This window comes from Solemya velum gill symbiont (assembly GCF_002020255.1).
GTDB lineage: Bacteria > Pseudomonadota > Gammaproteobacteria > Chromatiales > Chromatiaceae.
This window is the reverse complement of the sequence record NZ_MPQG01000004.1, coordinates 77,803-96,184: the sequence shown is the minus strand read 5'-3', so window position 1 is coordinate 96,184 and position 18,382 is coordinate 77,803. Positions and strand designations below refer to the sequence as shown.

Genomic DNA, 18,382 nt, shown 5'->3' with positions numbered 1-18,382 from the left:
ATATGGCTGTCGGAAAAGAGATTCGCACGCAAATCGCCTCGGTACAGAGTACCCAGAAGATTACCAGCGCGATGGAGATGGTTGCAGCATCGAAAATGCGTAAAGCGCAGGATCGCATGGGTGCAACACGTCCCTATGCTGACAAGATGCGCAATGTTATTGCACACCTGTCTCAGTCACATCCGGAGTATAAGCATCCCTATACGCAGGATCGCGAGGTCAAGCGTGTTGGTTACATCGTGGTCTCCTCCGATCGTGGACTTTGTGGTGGTCTCAACAGCAACCTGTTTCGCCGCCTTGCAAAAGATATCAAGGCGCAGGCTGATAGCGGGGTTGAGGTCAGCTTTTGCACAATCGGTCAAAAAGCAGCCGGTTTCTTCGGGCGTTTTGGCGGAGATATGCTGGCGCAGGCGACGCATCTTGGTGATGCAGTGCATATCAACGACCTGATTGGTACGATCAAGGTGATGCTAGATGCGTTTGATGAAGGCAAGCTTGATCGCCTCTATGTTGCATATAACTCGTTCGTCAACACAATGACGCAGGAACCAACTGTTGAACAGCTGGTGCCGATAGCGGGTGAAGAGGATGATGAGCTCAAACACCACTGGGATTATATCTACGAGCCGGATGCAAAAGATGTACTGAATGGCCTGTTGACTCGCTACGTTGAGTCACTGGTTTACCAGTCGGTAGTAGAGAATGCAGCATGTGAGCAGTCGGCACGTATGGTTGCGATGAAGTCGGCAACAGATAATGCCGGTGAACTGATCGATGAACTTCAGCTTGTTTATAACAAGGCGCGCCAGGCAGCAATTACCCAGGAGATCTCCGAGATCGTCGGCGGCGCTGCTGCGGTATAAAAGAGTATTTAGAGCGGATGGCCACGGCCATTCACGGAAAGAATTTAGATAGAGAACGAGGAACCAGCAATGAGTTCGGGTAAAGTGGTCGAAATTATCGGCGCGGTTGTGGACGTAGAGTTCCCACGCGACGCAATGCCAAAGGTCTATGACGCACTCAAAATCGAATCTGAAGGCTTGACGCTGGAAGTCCAGCAGCAGCTGGGTGACGGAGTCGTGCGTTCAATCGCCATGGGTTCAACAGATGGTCTCAAGCGTGGCTCGGTAGTCACCGGGACTGGCGCACCAATCCAGGTACCTGTTGGTCAGGCTACACTGGGTCGTGTAATGGACGTATTGGGTGAGCCTGTTGACGATGCTGGCCCGGTTGATGCCGAAGCGCATATGCCGATTCACCGTTCTGCTCCCAGCTTTGACGAGCAGTCATCAGCGACTGAGATTCTCGAAACAGGTATCAAGGTTATCGACCTGATCATGCCAATCGCCAAGGGCGGAAAGATCGGCCTCTTCGGTGGTGCCGGTGTTGGTAAGACCGTAACCCTGATGGAGCTGATTCGTAACATCGCGGTAGAGCACTCCGGTTTCTCCGTATTCGCAGGTGTTGGTGAGCGTACTCGTGAGGGTAACGACTTCTACCACGAGATGGATGAAGGTGGCGTACTTGACAAGGTATCACTGGTTTACGGCCAGATGAATGAGCCGCCCGGCAACCGTCTGCGTGTTGCACTGACCGGTCTCACCATGGCTGAATACTTCCGTGACGAAGGCCGTGACGTTCTGATGTTCGTTGATAACATCTATCGTTACACCCTCGCGGGAACCGAGGTATCAGCACTGCTTGGCCGTATGCCATCAGCGGTAGGTTACCAGCCAACACTGGCTGAAGAGATGGGTGTACTGCAGGAGCGTATTACTTCAACCAAGACAGGTTCTATCACCTCGTTCCAGGCCGTATATGTCCCTGCGGACGACCTGACTGACCCGTCGCCTGCAACTACCTTTGCTCACCTTGATGCGACACTGGTACTGTCACGTTCAATTGCCGAGCTGGGTATCTATCCTGCGGTTGATCCGCTCGACTCTACTTCTCGTATCCTCGATCCGAACGTGGTCGGTGCCGAGCACTATGACACCGCACGTGGTGTACAGGGCTTGCTGCAGCGCTACAAGGAACTCAAGGATATCATCGCCATCCTCGGTATGGACGAGCTCTCGGAAGAGGACAAGCTGACAGTATCCCGCGCACGTAAAATTCAGCGCTTCCTGTCACAGCCTTTCTTCGTAGCTGAGGTCTTCACCGGTGCGCCTGGTAAATACGTTTCCCTCAAGGAGACAATTGCCAACTTCAAGGCGATCGCCGAAGGTGAGTACGATCATCTGCCAGAGCAGGCCTTCTACATGTGTGGCACCATCGATGAAGCTGTCGAAAATGCCGAGAAAATGAAGTAATATCAGGCTACTACGGGGAGCAGAGAGATGTCTATGACAATCCATGTCGATATCGTAAGCGCTGAAGGTGAAATCCATTCCGGCCAGGCCGAAATGGTCTTTGCACCAGCAGTCATGGGCGAACTCGGTATTGCACCACGTCATACGCCACTGGTAACAACACTGAAGCCGGGTGATGTGCGTGTTGACGAGGGCGATGGTGAAATTAAGCACTATTTCATCTCTGGAGGCATGCTCGAGGTTCAGCCACACGTGGTCACCGTACTTGCCGATACTGCTGTTCGTGCCGAAGATCTTGATGAGGCGGCGGCACTTGAAGCCAAGAAGCGTGCCGAAGAGGCGATGAAGGACAAGAGCGCCGAATTCGAATACGCAAAGGCGGCGGCAGAGCTTGCCGATGCGGCAGCGCGTCTGCGTTCCATCGAGAAGCTGCGTAAGGTAGCAAATAAGCGCGGCTGATCCTGCTTGGAAAAATCGCGAAAGAGCCGGGCCATGTGCCCGGCTTTTTTAATCGTGGTACGTCACTTCCCTGATTCTCTCCCCATTATAAAGACGAGCCACCGGATGAAAGGATTTCCGATACAATGTCCTGATGCACAGGCGCCGGAGTCAAGATCAATTCCAGCGCCTTGAACCTTATTCTTAAAGAAGTGGATAGATAGTAAGAGAATGAAACTTGGTGTTGTAATACTTGCCGCAGGCCAGGGCAGCCGAATGAAGTCTGCCATTCCCAAGGTTTTGCACCCGATTGCAGGCAAACCGATGCTTGCGCATGTGATTGAAACGGCACGGAAACTCAATCCGGACAATATCGTGGTGGTCTATGGCCATGGTGGCGAGTTGGTGCGCGAGCAGATGGCATCAGCAGATGTTGAGTGGGCGCTTCAGGAGCAGCAACTGGGGACAGGACATGCTGTTGAACAGGCAATGCCACTGCTAGGGTCAGTTGATCGGATACTCGTCCTCTATGCTGATGTTCCCCTGATTCGTCACGAAACACTTCTAAGGCTCATTGAATCTTCCGCTGATACCAACCTCGGAATGCTGACGGTCGAACTCGACAATCCCACAGGCTATGGTCGTATCGTGCGCGATGAAGAGGGTGCAGTCAGCCAGATTGTTGAACAGAAAGATGCATCTGCGGCAGAATTTGCAATCCATGAGGTCAATGTTGGCATCATGCTGATTAACCGCGAGCGTCTTGCGACCTGGATTGAGAGGCTTGACGACAACAATGCCCAGGGTGAGTTCTACCTGACAGATATCATCAGCATGGCAGTGAAACAGGGCGCTGTTATCTCTACGGTAAGCCCTGACGATCTGTTCGAAGTCGCCGGAGTCAATGACCGGGTACAACTGGCAGAACTTGAGCGAGAGCTTCAGAGTGTCGGGGCACAAGAGTTGATGCGCAACGGTGTAACAGTGATTGACCCTGCGCGAATTGATATTCGCGGCAATGCAAGCGTATCGCAGGATGTGACACTTGATGTCAATGTCATCCTCGAGGGTGATGTCGAGCTTGGTGAGGGTGTGCGTGTTGGAGCTAACTCCATTTTGCGCAATTGTAAAGTTGCAGCGGGCACCGTGATCAAGGAGATGTGTGTCATTGAGGATGCCATTATCGGTGAGTCTTGCCAGATTGGCCCCTTTGCTCGAATCCGCCCGGGAACTGAGCTTGCACCTGGGTGTCATATTGGAAACTTTGTCGAAATCAAGAACGCACAGGTCGCCAGAGACTCCAAGGTCAACCACCTCAGTTATGTTGGCGATGCAACTGTCGGTGAGTCTGTAAATATTGGTGCAGGAACAATCACCTGCAATTATGACGGCGCATACAAGCACAGAACCGTTATCGGTGACCACGTATTTGTCGGTTCTGATACCCAACTGGTTGCACCTGTGACGGTAGAGTCAGGCGCTACAATTGGAGCTGGTTCAACGATTACCGCAGATGTGAAAGAGAATGCACTGGCACTGAGCCGAACAAAACAGAGAAGCGTGATGAACTGGAAACGTCCACAAAAGGATAAAGTCTGATGTGCGGTATTGTTGGCGGCGTTGCGCAACGCCCGATTGCGCCAATCCTGATCGAGGGGCTCAAGCGTCTCGAATATCGCGGTTACGATTCAGCAGGTGTGGCGCTGATCGAAAATGGGAAGCTATGGCGTGAACGAACCAAGGGCAAGGTCACCCAACTCGAGTCAAGAGTGAATGACGTATCTCCGCAGGGGCAAACCGGTATTGGACATACCCGCTGGGCGACTCATGGTGAGCCAACAGTCAGCAACGCTCACCCTCACAGGTGTCAGGATTCTGTTGCGCTGGTGCATAACGGTATTATCGAAAACCATGCTGGCTTGCGCGAACAGCAGAGTAGCAATGGCCACCTGTTTACTTCTGATACGGACACCGAGGTCATCGTACACGCAGTCTTTGATGAACTGCAGTCAGGCATCTCGTTGCTGCAGTCAGTACAGAATACAGTCAAAAAACTAGAAGGCGCCTACGCACTTGGTGTTATGTACCGGGGTGAAGAGGATGTCATTGTCGCGGCGCGTCGTGGCAGCCCATTGGTCATTGGCATTGGTATTGGTGAGAACTTTATTGCATCCGATATCTCTGCGCTGTTACCTGTGACGCGTCGCTTCATCATTCTTGAGGATGGTGATACAGCGCAAATCACCGCCGACGAAGTAGTGATATATGATCAGCAAGGTCAACTTGTAGAGCGTCCGATCAGGGAGAGTAATATCTCTGCTAATGCAGTCGAACGTGGTGAGTACAGACACTATATGCTCAAGGAGATCTATGAGCAGCCACATGCAATTGCTGAAACGCTCGAAGGACGACTCTCAGACACGCATGTGCTGGAGGCAGCATTTGGCCCAAAGGCAACAGAGCTCTTCGACAGAATCAAGTCTGTCCGTATCATCGCCTGTGGAACCAGTTTCCACGCAGGCATGGTTGCACGTAACTGGTTTGAAGGCCTGGCCGGCATCCCGTGCCAGGTCGAGGTTGCCAGCGAGTTTCGCTATCGTCACCCAGTAGCAGATCCGGCAACACTAGTGATTGCCATCTCACAGTCGGGCGAAACTGCTGATACATTATCAGCATTACGGGCAGCGCAGGAACGGGGTTTCGGACCAACCCTGGGTATATGTAATGTGCCTGAAAGTTCGTTAATACGAGAAACAGATCTCAACCTGATGACGCGGGCAGGTCCCGAAATCGGGGTGGCCTCGACAAAGGCTTTTACCACCCAGCTGGTTGCATTGCTTTTGCTTGTAACGGTTCTTGGCAAGCGCTTCAATATCACGCAGGAACGTGAGGCGGTCATCGTCAAGCAGTTAGCAGCCTTGCCGCGCCAGATCGAGGATGCACTGCAACTCGATGATGCGATCTGCCAGATGGCAGAACACTTCGGTGACAAGAGTAATGCACTTTTCCTCGGACGGGGCGTACAGTACCCGGTTGCCAAGGAGGGGGCGCTCAAGCTTAAAGAGATATCCTATATTCATGCCGAGGCTTACCCTGCCGGTGAATTGAAGCATGGCCCGTTGGCACTGGTTGACGAGGAGATGCCAATCGTAGCTGTTGCACCGAACGACGATCTGCTGGAAAAACTCAAGTCGAACCTCGAGGAGGTTCGTGCCCGAGGTGGTGAACTGTATGTTTTTGCTGACAACGACTCAGGCATGAACGGTTCACAGCGTGTTCATGTGCACGTAGTCCCACCCGCTGGCGAACATGTATCGCCGATTATCTTTACCATTCCACTGCAGCTGCTTGCTTATCATGTCGCTGTGCTCAAGGGAACAGATGTTGATCAACCTAGGAATCTCGCCAAGTCAGTAACGGTTGAATAAGGTAGAAAGAATAATGAACAGGGAACCAGTTCTAAAGTATGCAGTTTGTTTATCAGCACTTTTGTACATATCGAGTGCTTCTGCAGAACTGCCGCCTGCAGAGAAGGAAGCAATCGACCACTTGTTGAAATTCGTTAGTCAAACCAGCTGCAAAATCAACAGGAATGGCAGTTTTCATGACGGTCCTGAAGCCGTTGCGCATATTCGGAAGAAGTATGACTACTTCAAAGATAAAATTCTTACTGCAGAGGAGTTCATCGATTACTCTGTAACAAAAAGCACCATGAGCGGTACTTACTACCTGGTTCAGTGTGGTCAGGAAGAGCCTAAAAAACACGTGAGTGGCTACTGGAAGAGCTGGGTGAGTATCGAGCAGGCAGTAAGTGATCTGCATTCGTACATAAACGGATGCCGGCCAACAGGAAATTGGATTAAATCAGTAACTGTTGGGCGCTCTCCTGCTTCACCATCTTATTGCCCGACCACTCATGACACCAAGCATCGAATTCTTTGATCGGCAGTGACCGGCTGAATAGATAACCTTGATAGTGATAGCAACCGAGTTTGGCAAGAGAGGCCTGCTGTGAATCAGTCTCTACACCTTCAGCGATTACCTCCAGACCAAGACTGTTGGCCAACGCCACGATTGTCTTCGCAATCTCAGCGTCATTTGGCTCTGTCAATATGTCGCGAACAAATGACTTGTCTATTTTAAGTTGCCAAAGAGGCAGGCGCTTCAGGTAGGAGAGAGATGAGTAGCCTGTACCAAAGTCATCGAGTGAAAAACTGATGCCTGCATCGCCCAGAACCTGCATTTTACTAATGATATCTTCTATGTTGTGTAGCAGGTGGCTCTCCGTGAGCTCGAGCTTGAGCCTGTCCGGTTTGATCCCGGTGTTTTTGACTGTGCTCAGAACCTGTTCAACAAAGTCAGCCTTGGCAAATTGAATCGGGCTGACATTGATTGCAATCTTGAGGTGAGACATGTCAGCTCTTTTTGCCCATACGGCGAGCTGCGCACATGCGGTTTCCAGAACCCATTCGCCAACAGGAATGATCAGTCTTGTCTCTTCAGCAAGGGGAATAAACTCTCGGGGTGAGACTGCTCCTCTTCCCGGGCATAACCAGCGGAGAAGGGCTTCTGCACCTGTTATCCTACCGTTGATATCAACTTGCGGCTGGTACTGTAGAGTGAATTGCTGTTGCTCAATTGCGTTGCGCAGATCCTTTTCCAGCGCGGTGCGTTTCAATACGGATGATTGCATCTCGGGGTCATAAAAACTGATGGCGTTACGACCTGCTGACTTGGATTTGTACATCGCGAGATCCGCCTGTTTCATCAGATCTTCGGTCGTGATGCTCTCAGTACCAAACAGGCAGGCGCCTATACTGGCCGAGCTGTGATGAGAGTTGCCATCCAGCTTATAGTCCTGGTTTAGTGCCTCAAGAATTTTATCAGTAACCTTTTCGGCGAGATCGGCTGCTCGTTTTTTATCAGGGGAAAGCTCAGGCAGTATGATGATGAATTCATCTCCACCGAGTCGTGCAACCGTATCAATTGCCCGCGTACAATCTTCCAGGCGCCTGGCTACCTGGGCAAGAAAGATATCACCCTTGTCATGGCCGGGCGTGTCGTTGAGATTCTTGAAGTGATCAAGATCAATCATCAGCATTGCGCTGTATTGGCTGTTGCGCATACTTACAGCAATGAGTTGCTTCAAGCGATCAAGTAACAGGGTTCTGTTGGGCAGGCCTGTGAGTTGGTCAAAAAATGCCAGGCTCTCGATTTTCTGTTCTGCATTTTTTCTTTCGGTAATGTCAGTGTGTACACCGACATAGTGAGTGACCTTACCATCGGAATTGGCCACTGCAGTGATGCTTAGCCACTTGGGAAAGATGTCTCCATTCTTGCGCTTGTCCCAAATTTCCCCATGCCAATAGCCATTCTGGCTAATAGTCTCCCACATCTCCTTGTAGAAAACGCCATCATGCCGCCCTGACTTGAACATGCGTGGGGTACGGCCGAGAATTTCAGCTTCTGAATATCCACTCATTTTAATGAAGGCGTGATTCATCTGCAGAATCCGTTTCTGTTCATCTGTGATCATCATTCCCTGCTGTGACTCAAAAGCCGAGGCAGCAATACGCATCTGTTCTTCTGCCAGTTTACGGTCAGAGATATCGGTATGTGTACCGATGATGCGAACGGGGTTACCTTGTGCATCACGAGCGACGATCTTTCCACGGGCAGCGACCCATTTCCAATCGCCACTTTTTGTGCGCATTCTGAAATCAGCGGTATAAGATGAGTCTCCACCTTCGCGCATGTACTGCCTTACGCCTTTTGTCACAGACTTCACGTCTTGTGGGTGTATTGCCTTGAAAACTGCCGCACCAGTTTCGGGAAACTCGCCATCGGCGTAACCGAGTATCTCGTTCCAGCGCTGTGAAAAGATGGCTCTGTCAGTTTTGGGATTCCAGTCCCACACCCCGTCACCGGCACCATCAAGAGCAAATTTCCAGCGCCTTTCACTGCGCCGCAGTTGCCTTGATGTCGCGGTCATCATTGTAATGAGGGTAAGAGCTGCTGTCCCAATACTCAAAAAAAGGAGTGTTGCCGATATTTTTACTGCCGACAGCTCGGTTATGAAAATATCTGAAGGTGATAAGGATGCGCTTGCCTTGAAAAAGTACGTTGCCTCCATTCCCGTGAAATGCGTAGCTGAAACCGCGATGCCGAAACCGGTTGCGGTGACAATTGGAAACAGATTCTCCATTTTCTCTTTTAAATAGAGGGCGAAGTAGGAGGATGTCAGCGCGACAATGAAAGAGATTGAAAACAGAAGGGGGTCATATCCGAGGCGACCCTCGAATATCATGCCTGTCATGCCGATATAGTGCATGATAAGAATACAGCTGCCTAGCAGGGCGCTTCTTATAAACAATGGCAGGCGCATATCCAGCCGCAACAGAAGGCACAGGGAGATGATTGCGCCAAGTATGCCGGGAAAAATCGATAACAGGGTGGTGAGTGGGCGAAAGTGTGGTGTATGCGACATGTCAATAGCGAGCATGCCGACAAAATGCATTGTCCAGATGCCAAGCCCCATCGTTATAGCGCCTAAGAATGACAGGAGGTTTTTGTCTTTCTCCTCGTTGATCCGTTCAATCTTCTCGCTCAGTCTTAATGCAACATAGGAGGCGAGAATAACAAGAGCAATAGAGACGCTTACCCATATCAGATTGTATGAGTAAGCATGAACAAGCCCTTCTTCAGGGCGGAAATTAATGAGGCCTTCGATATCAAACAAACTGCGAGTCCTCTGGAAATGAGTACGGCTGAAATATTATTGTTAATGCACCACTATCAATCAGTAAACAAACTGTCTTCCCGGTTCAAAAAATAATGCAGGGGTATAGTTAAACTTTTGTTTAAGGTTCAGTGTAGCCAAGATTGAGACATAGATATAGGTTATTTATGTTAATTTTATTAAGGCTTAACGCAGAAAAAATATGCAGTTCAATGGTTCTTCCAGTGAATAAGATTGCATGGGTATGCTTCGGTGTGGCGTAAATTATACGCTTGGAAAGTGCTGGCTCAGTAAACGTAATTGAAGGTATATGGCGTAATTTAGGAATGGGTAGATAGGAATGTATGTGGTTGATTCTGCAATTGTGGGTTATTGAGAGTTGTAGCGTGCCGAATGACTTAACTCTAATGCATTACTGAGAGTTGAGGCTGGTGCTCAGTTCTGCCACTATTCCCTACATCTATTATATTTGTTATCTGGTGGTTATTTCTCAGCTGGAGTAATTGTGTACAGATGTGTTTTTATTTGCAGCTATTTAGTGATACTGCTGACCTTGCCAGTAGTACATGCTGCAGAATCGTTTGCTGAATTATCGTCTGTCACCGAAGATGATTTTTTTACAGAATTGCCTGTGGTATTACACGCCACACGCCTGCAGCAGTCGATTGATGAAACACCGGTATCGATGACGGTCATTGATCGGCAGATGATAGAAGCCAGCAGTGCAACGACCATCCCCGAGCTTCTGCGCTATGTTCCCGGCTTCCAACTCAGTTATCGCAGCGGCGATGAGGCGCTGACCTCTTATCAAGGTATTGCTGACGAATATGGCAGACGTGTACAGGTAACAATTGACGGACACGCAGTCTATAGCCAGGCTTTTATGGGCGGTATACTCTGGTCATCATTGCCGATCACGCTTGATGATATCGAGAGAATTGAAGTTGTTCGCGGTCCCAACGCAGCAGCTTTTGGCGCGAATGCCTTAATGGGCAGCATTAATATCGTTACGCTGGATCCGCACGAAGCGGCTGGCAGCATGGTTCGGCTGGATTATGGCAGTAACGGCCGAGCACAAGCCGGGGTGCGTCATGCAGGTGGTAATGGTGATATCAATTACCTGGTGTCGGCAGGCTACGAGGAGAATAGTGGCTTACCCAATCGTTATGATGATCTGCAGGCCAAGCGGTTTCACCTGCGCGGTACCTGGGCGATTAATACCGTGGACAGGATTGAATTTGCTCTTGGCTACAGGGATGCCGAAGAGGGTACTGGAATTACCAGTCCCCACGAGCGTTTCGTTGAAAGTAGTTACCAGCAGTTAAGGTGGCGGCATATCAATGCTGCAGATGATGAGATACAGCTCAGCTTTCATCATAATCGCCTGGTTGTGGATGATCTAGATAACACAGGTTTCTTTCCGTTGGACAAGAGTTTCACTTCTGATCAGTACGATATCGAGCTGCAGCACATTCTGCGTCTTAGAGACAATATACGTCTTGTATGGGGTGCCGGAGCAAGTTATGAAAAGGTCGATGCGCCCTGGTTTTATGATATCTGGTTTTTCTATCCCGATGAGGAAAACAGTGGTACCACCTGGCGTGTCTTTAGTAATGCCGAGTGGAATATCACGCCTGCTCTCTTGCTGAATGCAGGGCTGATGTATGAAAATACTGGAAGGATCGATGATTTTCTATCATCACGAATTGGTCTGAATTACAGAGTAAATGACAAGCACAGCCTGAGAGCGGGCCTGTCACGCTCATGGCGTGCGCCTTCTTTCTACGAAAATTATTCAAGCTTCGGATATCTCTGGGAGCCAATTTTTGTCAGTGACTCGGGTTCGCTGAAAGAGGGGCTGGACAGTATCGAGATCGGTTACCTGGGACATTTTCTTGATCAGAAAATGGCCCTGGATATCAAGTTTTTCTACCATGACTTCACCGACCGCATTATATTGTTTGATGAATTCGGTCCCGAGTTTTATTCACGTTTGAATGAATATGAGCAAGCGGGTTTTGAGATGCAACTCAGTTATACAGGCGAAACTGATTCGCTGCATCTTGGCTATAGTTATGTCAAAGAGATCGAAAGAGATAACAGCGAGCTGGTTGAAGCTGTTGCCTTATCGAGTCCTGAACAAACCCTGAGTCTTCTCTATTCTCATCGCTTCGCCAATGATTGGCTTGGCAGCATCTCGCTGTTTTATGTCGACGACTTGCGATGGAATTTTTCGGCGGCCTCGACTGTTCCGGTGAGTTGGGCCGACCTCAAGCTGGCGAGGAAATTTAAAACCACGAACGGTGACCTGGATGTTTCACTTCAATTACTGTCCTGAATGCAGAGGGAAAAAACCTGGTGCATCTGCAGGCGCAACGCTTTGTAGGTATCGGTGAAACAACATTACAGCATTTCATTGAAACAGTTGACCCTGTCGTTGTTCCCATCTCGGAAGATGAAGAGATTAACGGAGAGGGGGCGTTTGACACGATTGATCCTCAGTCTGGTCTTGGTTCTGTACGGGTTGCCCTGACTCGCTTCGATATAGAAAAGCTCAATGATCAGATTGTTACAAACACCCTGCTAATTGTGATTATTGCTCTGTTGCTTGCCTCGACCCTGCTGTGGCTGGTAAGCCGTTATATCACCAGGCCAATCGACAGGATTACGCATCTCGTCAAACGTGCCGAGAGTGGTGAGCTTGATGAGCGCGTTGAAGAGATATCGAGCGGAGAGCTTGGTGAACTTGAGGCAGGCATTAATGCCATGATGGGTTCATTGGAGGCGCACAAGATTGAGTTGGTCGAACAGGTAGAGGCGGCTACCGAAGAACTTTATATTCGCAACGCAGAACTCGAGAGAGCGCGCCAGGTAGCACTCAAGGCAAGCCGTGCCAAGTCGGAATTCCTTGCGCATATGAGCCACGAAATACGCACGCCGATGAATGGCATCATCGGCTTTTTGGGCCTGCTCGATAAAACACCACTGGATGAAGATCAAAGTGCGCAGGTCGGTATCATCAGGCGTTCTGCACATGACTTGCTGGATGTGATCAACCAGATTCTTGACTTCTCCAAGCTGGAATCAGGAAAAATCGAGATTCAGTCAGAGCCGGTTTCTCTTAACCAGGTGCTCGATTCTGTCTGTGAGATAGTCAGACCGATGGCAGATGAGAAGCATCTTGGGCTTAATGTGGATGTTACAAGCAAGGTTCCGGATGTTCTTATTACCGACCAGTTACGGCTTCGGCAGGTGCTTTCCAACCTGGTTTCAAATGCAGTCAAGTACACTGAAGAGGGTGAGGTCAGCATTCACGCAGATGCTGCTCCCTTGCCGGCGAGATGGTGGAGTTGCATGTTGCTATCAGTGATACGGGTATTGGTATCGATACAAACGAAATACCTCACCTGTTCGAGGCTTTCACGCAGGCGGATATTGCAAGCCGGCAGTTTTACCAGGGAACCGGTCTCGGCCTTGCTATTGTCCGGCGCCTGCTTGATGCGATGAATGGCGAGATAGATGTAACCAGTGCGGTTGGAGAAGGATCGCTGTTTGAAATTACACTGGTGCTTGAATCGGGTAAAGCGGAACAAGAGGTCGAGATCAGTGAAGAGCCTGTTGTCCAGCACAGAATGGCTAATGTGCGTGTTCTCGTGGTTGACGACAACAAGGTCAATCGCTACTTCCTTGAGCGTCTTCTGAGCTCATACGAAGCGTTGGTGACGACAGCTGAAGATGGTGTCATGGCAACCAGGGCTGCGAGGCAGAAGCAGTTCGATATTGTCCTCATGGATATCCATATGCCGAGGATGAATGGAATCGAGGCAAGCCATCATATACGTGCAATTCCCGGTTACGAGAATGTGCCTATCTTCGCCTTGAGTGCAGATGCGGTCTCCAGGGACGAAGTGAGTACAGCCACCTCGGTGTTTGATGAATACCTGACCAAGCCGATAGACGAAGCTCTGCTCTGCAAGGCGATGCAAAGTGCTCTGCAATCAACAGAACCGCGTACAGCTGATACAGAAGAGATGATTGGCGGTAAGCCGGCCGCGCTTGTGAATGAATTGCAAAAACTCTTTTGTAACGACCTGATTCAGCAGGTGAGCTGGATTGCCGATGCGCTGGGCAATGAAGCATGGGAAGATGCCCGTTCACAATTACACTATCTGAAAGGCGCCGCAGGTGTGTGTGGCGCCGACGGTGTTTACGAGACAATCTGCAGCTTGCAGGACGCGGTCAAGAGTAGTGATAAAAAGGGAATGCGTAAAGGGATAAGCGGGCTATATGAAGAGGCTGAGATTCTTTGTGCCGATATTCTTGGTAATGCGGATTAGTCCGGGTAATACTCACACAAGGCAGTGATGATTGCCTCGGCTGATGCCCCTTTGGATTCAATGATTTTCCGGAAGCCGCAAGCATGCGCATGCCGTGAGCAACGTTTGCTGATCACCACTATGGGGGTTTCCAAAATACTCTCCTGGTTACCACACAGCTCCAGCAGGTTGTTGATAATGACATTGGAGGTGGTTGTGATCACATCTACTTTCTGGCGCCACTCCTGCCTGAGCATGCTGCAATCTGCATCACTTGGAATCTGTCGCTGATAGACTTCTGTGTAGTCTACCTTGGCGCCACGTTCCAGCAGGTTCTGCGCCAGTAGTTCCCGTCCACTCTCTCCGCGAATAATTAATACGCGCCTGCCCTGCATTTGCTGCATGTCGGGATGGGCCAGCAGGTGTTCACTGTCGGCCTGTCCACGGGGAGAGAGATCAACAGTCACTCCACGCGCATCAAGTGCCTTGTGTGTCGCGGCACCAATCGCAATGACTCTTTGATTGTCTGGCGTGAAGTGATCAAGTGAATAGGTGACAGCATTGGCGCTGACAAAAATCAGGTCACTGTATTGCCCGGCATCCCTGAGTGAGGCAGCCGCACCGGGTGCGGCACTGATCTCAATAGTAGGGAATGCGAGCGGTTCGGCGCCATGCGCACGTAGTGCGTCAAGCAGCGGGGCAGCCTGGTGCGCAGGCCGGGTGACCAGCACCCTGAGTTGTTTGAGCTGGCACGTTTGGCTGCTCATTGCTGAAACTCAGTCCTGATCGTAAAGCGCTTTCAGAATTCTGTCAGCGCCATGCGTGAGAAGTTCATCAGCAATGGCTGTGCCGATAGTTTCAGCTTCGTCTGCTGGTCCCTCGATATTTGCCTCGATGATCTCGCTGCCATCAGGTTCGCCGACAAGCCCTCGCATGCGCAGTGTTTCACCATCCAGGGTTGCATGGCCTGCAATCGGTACCTGGCAGCCGCCCTGCAGGCGCTCGTTCATGGCACGTTCTGCGCGTACACAAATTGCTGTCTCTTCATGGTGCAGCGGGGCAAGCAGTTCAAGTACACGTTCATCACTGCTTCTGCACTCGATACCAATAGCGCCCTGGCCAATTGCGGGCAGGCTTGTATCAGTGTCAATGAAGGCAGTGATGCGCTCACCAAAACCAAGGCGGATAAGCCCGGCACTGGCGAGGATGATGGCATCGTAGTCACCGTTGTCGAGCTTGGCGAGACGCGTGTTGACATTACCGCGCAATGGCAGGATTTCGAGATCAGGTCGTGATGTCAGCAACTGGCACTGACGTCGCAGGCTTGCGGTTCCGACCTTTGCATTCTGCGGCAGTTCATCAAGTGATTTGAAGTTATTGGAGACGAATGCGTCACGAGGATCCTCACGCTCGAGGATTACTGCAAGACCAAGACCGTCGGGAAATTCGACCGGTACGTCTTTCATGCTGTGCACGGCAATATCCGCTGTTCCTTCGAGCATGCCGGTCTCGAGTTCTTTGACGAAGAGGCCCTTGCCGCCAATTTTTGCCAGCGGCGTGTCGAGTATCTTGTCGCCTTGTGTTGACATGCCAAGCAACTCGATTTCAATTCCGGGATGAGCAGCCTTGAGCAGCGCCTCAACATGTTCAGCTTGCCACATGGCAAGAGGTGATTTACGGGTTGCGATTCGTATCCTGTCGCTCATTCCGGCTGCTCCTGTTCGCGAGTCGATGGCAGTGTGTCCATTGTTGATTCGATCCACGCTTCAACCTCGCGAATAACCTGCTTGGCTGATTTTCCCTGTGTCTCGATTGGTTCGCCGATCACAACATCGATTGTGCCCGGGTGTTTTGTTATACCGCGGCGTGCCCAGAAAAGTCCGGCATTGTGCGCAACGGGGGTCACGGCATAGCCTGAATGCTCGGCAAGCAGTGCGCCACCGACACCGTACCTGCCATGGCTGCCAAAGGGCGTACGGGTGCCCTCCGGAAAGATGATTATTCGGTGGCCCTTTTCAAGATAATCGGTACCCTGGGTAACAACTTGCTTGACCGCCTTTCTTCCGGCTTTGCGGTTGATCGCGATAGGCGACATGAAAAACATGGCCCAGCCAAAGATTGGCACCCACATCAGTTCGCGCTTGAGTACCCATGACTGGTTGCCGCCGATGATGTGCCGCAGTGAAATGGTCTCCCATGTTGACTGGTGTTTCGACATGACAATTGCCGCGCCGTCGGGAAGGTACTCTTTGCCCTGCACGCGGTAATCGAGGTGGCAAATGTGCTTGAGCAGAAACAGGTTAACCTGTGCCCAGTTGTTTGCGAGTCGATTACGCATCGATACCGGAACCAGCCAGCCGACCAGTGATAGCGGCAGGCCGTAGAAGATGATGCTCAAGGCCATCAGTACGAAGTAGATAATTGAACGTGCCATCATCTTGTCTCTCCCGTTAGCCCTGATCGTGAAGGATGTGCATGAAGGGTATCAGCCTTGAAGCGCCGAAATATCTGCAACTTCGAGAAAGAGACCGTTCAGGCGGTTGAGCATGGCAAGACGATTATTACGTATCGCCATATCCTCGGCCATTACCATCACGTCATCAAAATAGCTGTCAGTTACATCTCGCAGCTGAGCCATCGACTGTAACGCCTGCGTGTATTCTCTTGAAGCGATCAGTGGAGCAACCTGTTGCTGTGTCTGTGTCAGCTGCTCCAGAAGAAGGGATTCTGCATCCTTTTCAAACAGGGCAGTATCGATCTCGGCAGGGAGGTCGCCTTCGACTTTTTTCAGCAGGTTGTGAATACGCTTGTTTGCTGCAGAAAGACTTTCTGCTTCGGCGAGTTCACGAAATGCGCTAACAGCAGAGATGCGCGCGTCAAAGTCATCCAGTGTCTGTGGATTGACTTTCGCAACTGCCTGAAAGGTGTCGGCATCGGTGCCGGCTTCTGCGTAGATACCACGCAGGCGTTCCAGCATGTAAGCCTTGACCTCGGCAACCACGGCTTTCTCAGTGACTCTTTCTCCCAGCGCTGTTTTCGCCTCTTCGAGGAGGGTGTCGAGAGACAGCGGGAGTTGTAGTTCGCGTAGCATTCTGAGAATGGCGATCGATGCACGTCGCAGTGCAAAGGGATCCTTGTCACCGGTCGGTTTCTGGCCGATACCAAAAATTCCGACAAGCGTATCAAGGCGTTCAGCAAGTGCGATTGCGATACCGGTTTTCGTTTGTGGCAGGATGTCGCCGGAGAAGCGAGGCAGGTAGAACTCCTCCATGGCGCTTGCTATTTCACCATTCTCGCCATCACGTAGTGCCTGGTAACGCCCCATGACACCCTGCATGTCGGCAAACTCGTTTACCATCTCGGTCATCAGGTCACAGCGACTCAGGCGTGCAGCACGTACAGCCATGTCCTGGTCGCCGCCAATTGATGCTGCAATGGTGGCGGCAAGTAAAGCGACACGCTCGGATTTTTCATGCATGTTGCCGAGTTTGTTCTGGAATACGACTTTCCTGAGTGACTCGATATGGTCCTCAAGACGCTTCTTGCCATCTTGCTGCCAGAAGAACATGGCGTCGGCAAGGCGTGGACGGATAACACGTTCGTTGCCTTCGCTAATCACGCCCGGGTTACTGCTGTCGATGTTTGAAATCGTGATGAAGTGTGGCAGCAAGTTACCGTCACTGTCGACCAGGTGAAAATACTTCTGATTTTTTTTCATCGTCAGGATCAGTGCCTCGTGTGGCACTTCGAGAAACGATTGTTCAAAGCCACCGGCAACCGGTACAGGCCATTCAACCAGCGCAGTTACCTCATCGAGAAGATCTTCATCGAATTCCACCTCTCCACCGAGTTCTTTTGCTGTCGTCTCCACCTGTTTTCTGATGGCTTCACGACGCTGGTCAAAATCAGCAATGACGAAGCCCTTGTCGCTCAATGCGGCGGCATAATCGCCCGGCTTGTTGATATCGATAGCTTGCGGATAGTGAAAACGGTGACCAAAGCTTTGCTTGCCTGCTTCTGTATCGAGCAAGGTGCAGGGCACGACATCATTACCGTGCAGGAACAACAGCCAGTGGACCGGGCGCACAAATTCGGCATCCGATGCGCCCCAGCGCATGCGCTTTGGAATCGGTAACTGGTTGAGCGCATCCATGGCAATCTGTGGCAGCAGTTCGGCTGCATCCTTGCCTTTTTCCTCAACCTTGTAATAGAGCCACTCACCCTTGTCGGTCGACATGCGCTCGAGTTGATCTACACTGGTGCCGCAGGAACGAGCGAATCCTTCAGCAGCCTTGGTAGGATTGCCATCGGCATCGAACGCGGCTGCTACTGCAGGACCGCGTTTCTCGATTTCCCTGTCGGCCTGGCGCGTGGCGACATCTTCTATCAGCAGCGCAAGACGGCGCGGTGAGGCAAAGCTTTTGCATGTGCCATGCTGCAGGCCTGTTTTATCCAGGCCGTCGACAAAATGCTGTTCCAGTGCATTGCGCAAGCGCTTGAGTGCTGTCGGTGGCAACTCTTCGGTACCAAGTTCAAATAGCAGGTCGTTTGTGCTCATGATCGTATTATTCTGAGAT

Annotated in this window: 14 protein-coding genes; 9 read left to right on the top strand and 5 right to left on the bottom strand. The window is 50.9% G+C overall.

Going from position 1 to position 18,382, the window contains the following annotated elements; translation table 11 throughout:
• Positions 1–2: 2 nt before the first annotated feature.
• From atpG to BOW06_RS13050, 6 genes are all read left to right on the top strand, one after another.
• Positions 3–863 carry a F0F1 ATP synthase subunit gamma gene (atpG, locus tag BOW06_RS04910; RefSeq protein ID WP_043116302.1) on the top strand — a complete coding sequence of 287 codons (861 nt, stop codon included), beginning with the start codon at positions 3–5 and terminating at the stop codon, positions 861–863.
• Positions 864–932: 69 nt separating this feature from the next.
• Positions 933–2,312, top strand: coding sequence for a F0F1 ATP synthase subunit beta (atpD, locus tag BOW06_RS04905; protein ID WP_043116304.1), 1,380 nt, complete (start codon positions 933–935; stop codon positions 2,310–2,312).
• Positions 2,313–2,339: 27 nt separating this feature from the next.
• Positions 2,340–2,771 carry a F0F1 ATP synthase subunit epsilon gene (locus BOW06_RS04900; RefSeq protein WP_043116306.1) on the top strand — a complete coding sequence of 144 codons (432 nt, stop codon included), beginning with the start codon at positions 2,340–2,342 and terminating at the stop codon, positions 2,769–2,771.
• 210 nt (positions 2,772–2,981) lie between these two features.
• Complete coding sequence (glmU, locus tag BOW06_RS04895; protein ID WP_078459643.1) at positions 2,982–4,349, top strand: bifunctional UDP-N-acetylglucosamine diphosphorylase/glucosamine-1-phosphate N-acetyltransferase GlmU; 1,368 nt, start codon at positions 2,982–2,984, stop codon at positions 4,347–4,349.
• Entirely contained in the window at positions 4,349–6,178 is a 1,830-nt protein-coding gene (glmS, locus tag BOW06_RS04890; protein ID WP_078452708.1) for a glutamine--fructose-6-phosphate transaminase (isomerizing), read from the top strand. Before glmU ends, glmS begins: the two co-directional genes overlap by 1 nt.
• A gap of 13 nt (positions 6,179–6,191) precedes the next feature.
• Positions 6,192–6,692: a DUF5329 family protein gene (locus BOW06_RS13050; protein WP_179116186.1), complete on the top strand. Its 501-nt coding sequence runs from the start codon at positions 6,192–6,194 to the stop codon at positions 6,690–6,692.
• Here the strand turns inward: BOW06_RS13050 and BOW06_RS04880 are convergent.
• Positions 6,610–9,489, bottom strand: coding sequence for an EAL domain-containing protein (locus BOW06_RS04880; RefSeq protein ID WP_078461360.1), 2,880 nt, complete (start codon positions 9,487–9,489; stop codon positions 6,610–6,612). The two genes, BOW06_RS13050 and BOW06_RS04880, sit on opposite strands and share 83 nt — an antisense overlap.
• Before the next feature lie 538 nt (positions 9,490–10,027).
• Here BOW06_RS04880 and BOW06_RS04875 point away from each other — a divergent pair.
• Genes BOW06_RS04875 through BOW06_RS13200 form a run of 3 tightly spaced genes read left to right on the top strand, consistent with a single transcriptional unit; the run spans position 10,028 to position 13,826 of the window.
• Positions 10,028–11,827, top strand: a complete 1,800-nt coding sequence (locus BOW06_RS04875) for a TonB-dependent receptor plug domain-containing protein (RefSeq protein ID WP_078461359.1) — start codon at positions 10,028–10,030, stop codon at positions 11,825–11,827.
• Positions 11,828–11,847: 20 nt separating this feature from the next.
• On the top strand, positions 11,848–12,996 hold the full coding sequence (locus BOW06_RS04870; RefSeq protein WP_078461358.1) for a histidine kinase dimerization/phospho-acceptor domain-containing protein: 1,149 nt from the start codon (positions 11,848–11,850) through the stop codon (positions 12,994–12,996).
• The gene (locus BOW06_RS13200) at positions 12,888–13,826 is read left to right on the top strand and encodes a response regulator (RefSeq protein WP_230209651.1); all 939 of its coding nucleotides are present in this window, start codon (positions 12,888–12,890) and stop codon (positions 13,824–13,826) included. Before BOW06_RS04870 ends, BOW06_RS13200 begins: the two co-directional genes overlap by 109 nt.
• Here BOW06_RS13200 and BOW06_RS04860 read toward each other — a convergent pair.
• The 4 genes from BOW06_RS04860 to glyS are packed head-to-tail and all read right to left on the bottom strand — an operon-like array spanning position 13,823 to position 18,363.
• Positions 13,823–14,572, bottom strand: a complete 750-nt coding sequence (locus BOW06_RS04860) for a uroporphyrinogen-III synthase (RefSeq protein WP_052132056.1) — start codon at positions 14,570–14,572, stop codon at positions 13,823–13,825. The genes BOW06_RS13200 and BOW06_RS04860 overlap by 4 nt on opposite strands.
• Before the next feature lie 9 nt (positions 14,573–14,581).
• Positions 14,582–15,511: a hydroxymethylbilane synthase gene (gene hemC, locus BOW06_RS04855; protein ID WP_043116315.1), complete on the bottom strand. Its 930-nt coding sequence runs from the start codon at positions 15,509–15,511 to the stop codon at positions 14,582–14,584.
• Positions 15,508–16,242, bottom strand: coding sequence for a lysophospholipid acyltransferase family protein (locus BOW06_RS04850; protein ID WP_078453939.1), 735 nt, complete (start codon positions 16,240–16,242; stop codon positions 15,508–15,510). The genes hemC and BOW06_RS04850 overlap by 4 nt, the downstream gene beginning before the upstream one ends.
• A gap of 48 nt (positions 16,243–16,290) precedes the next feature.
• Positions 16,291–18,363 (bottom strand): glycine--tRNA ligase subunit beta, encoded by a 2,073-nt coding sequence (gene glyS / locus BOW06_RS04845; protein WP_043116319.1) that lies wholly within the window; start codon positions 18,361–18,363, stop codon positions 16,291–16,293.
• Positions 18,364–18,382 lie beyond the last annotated feature (19 nt).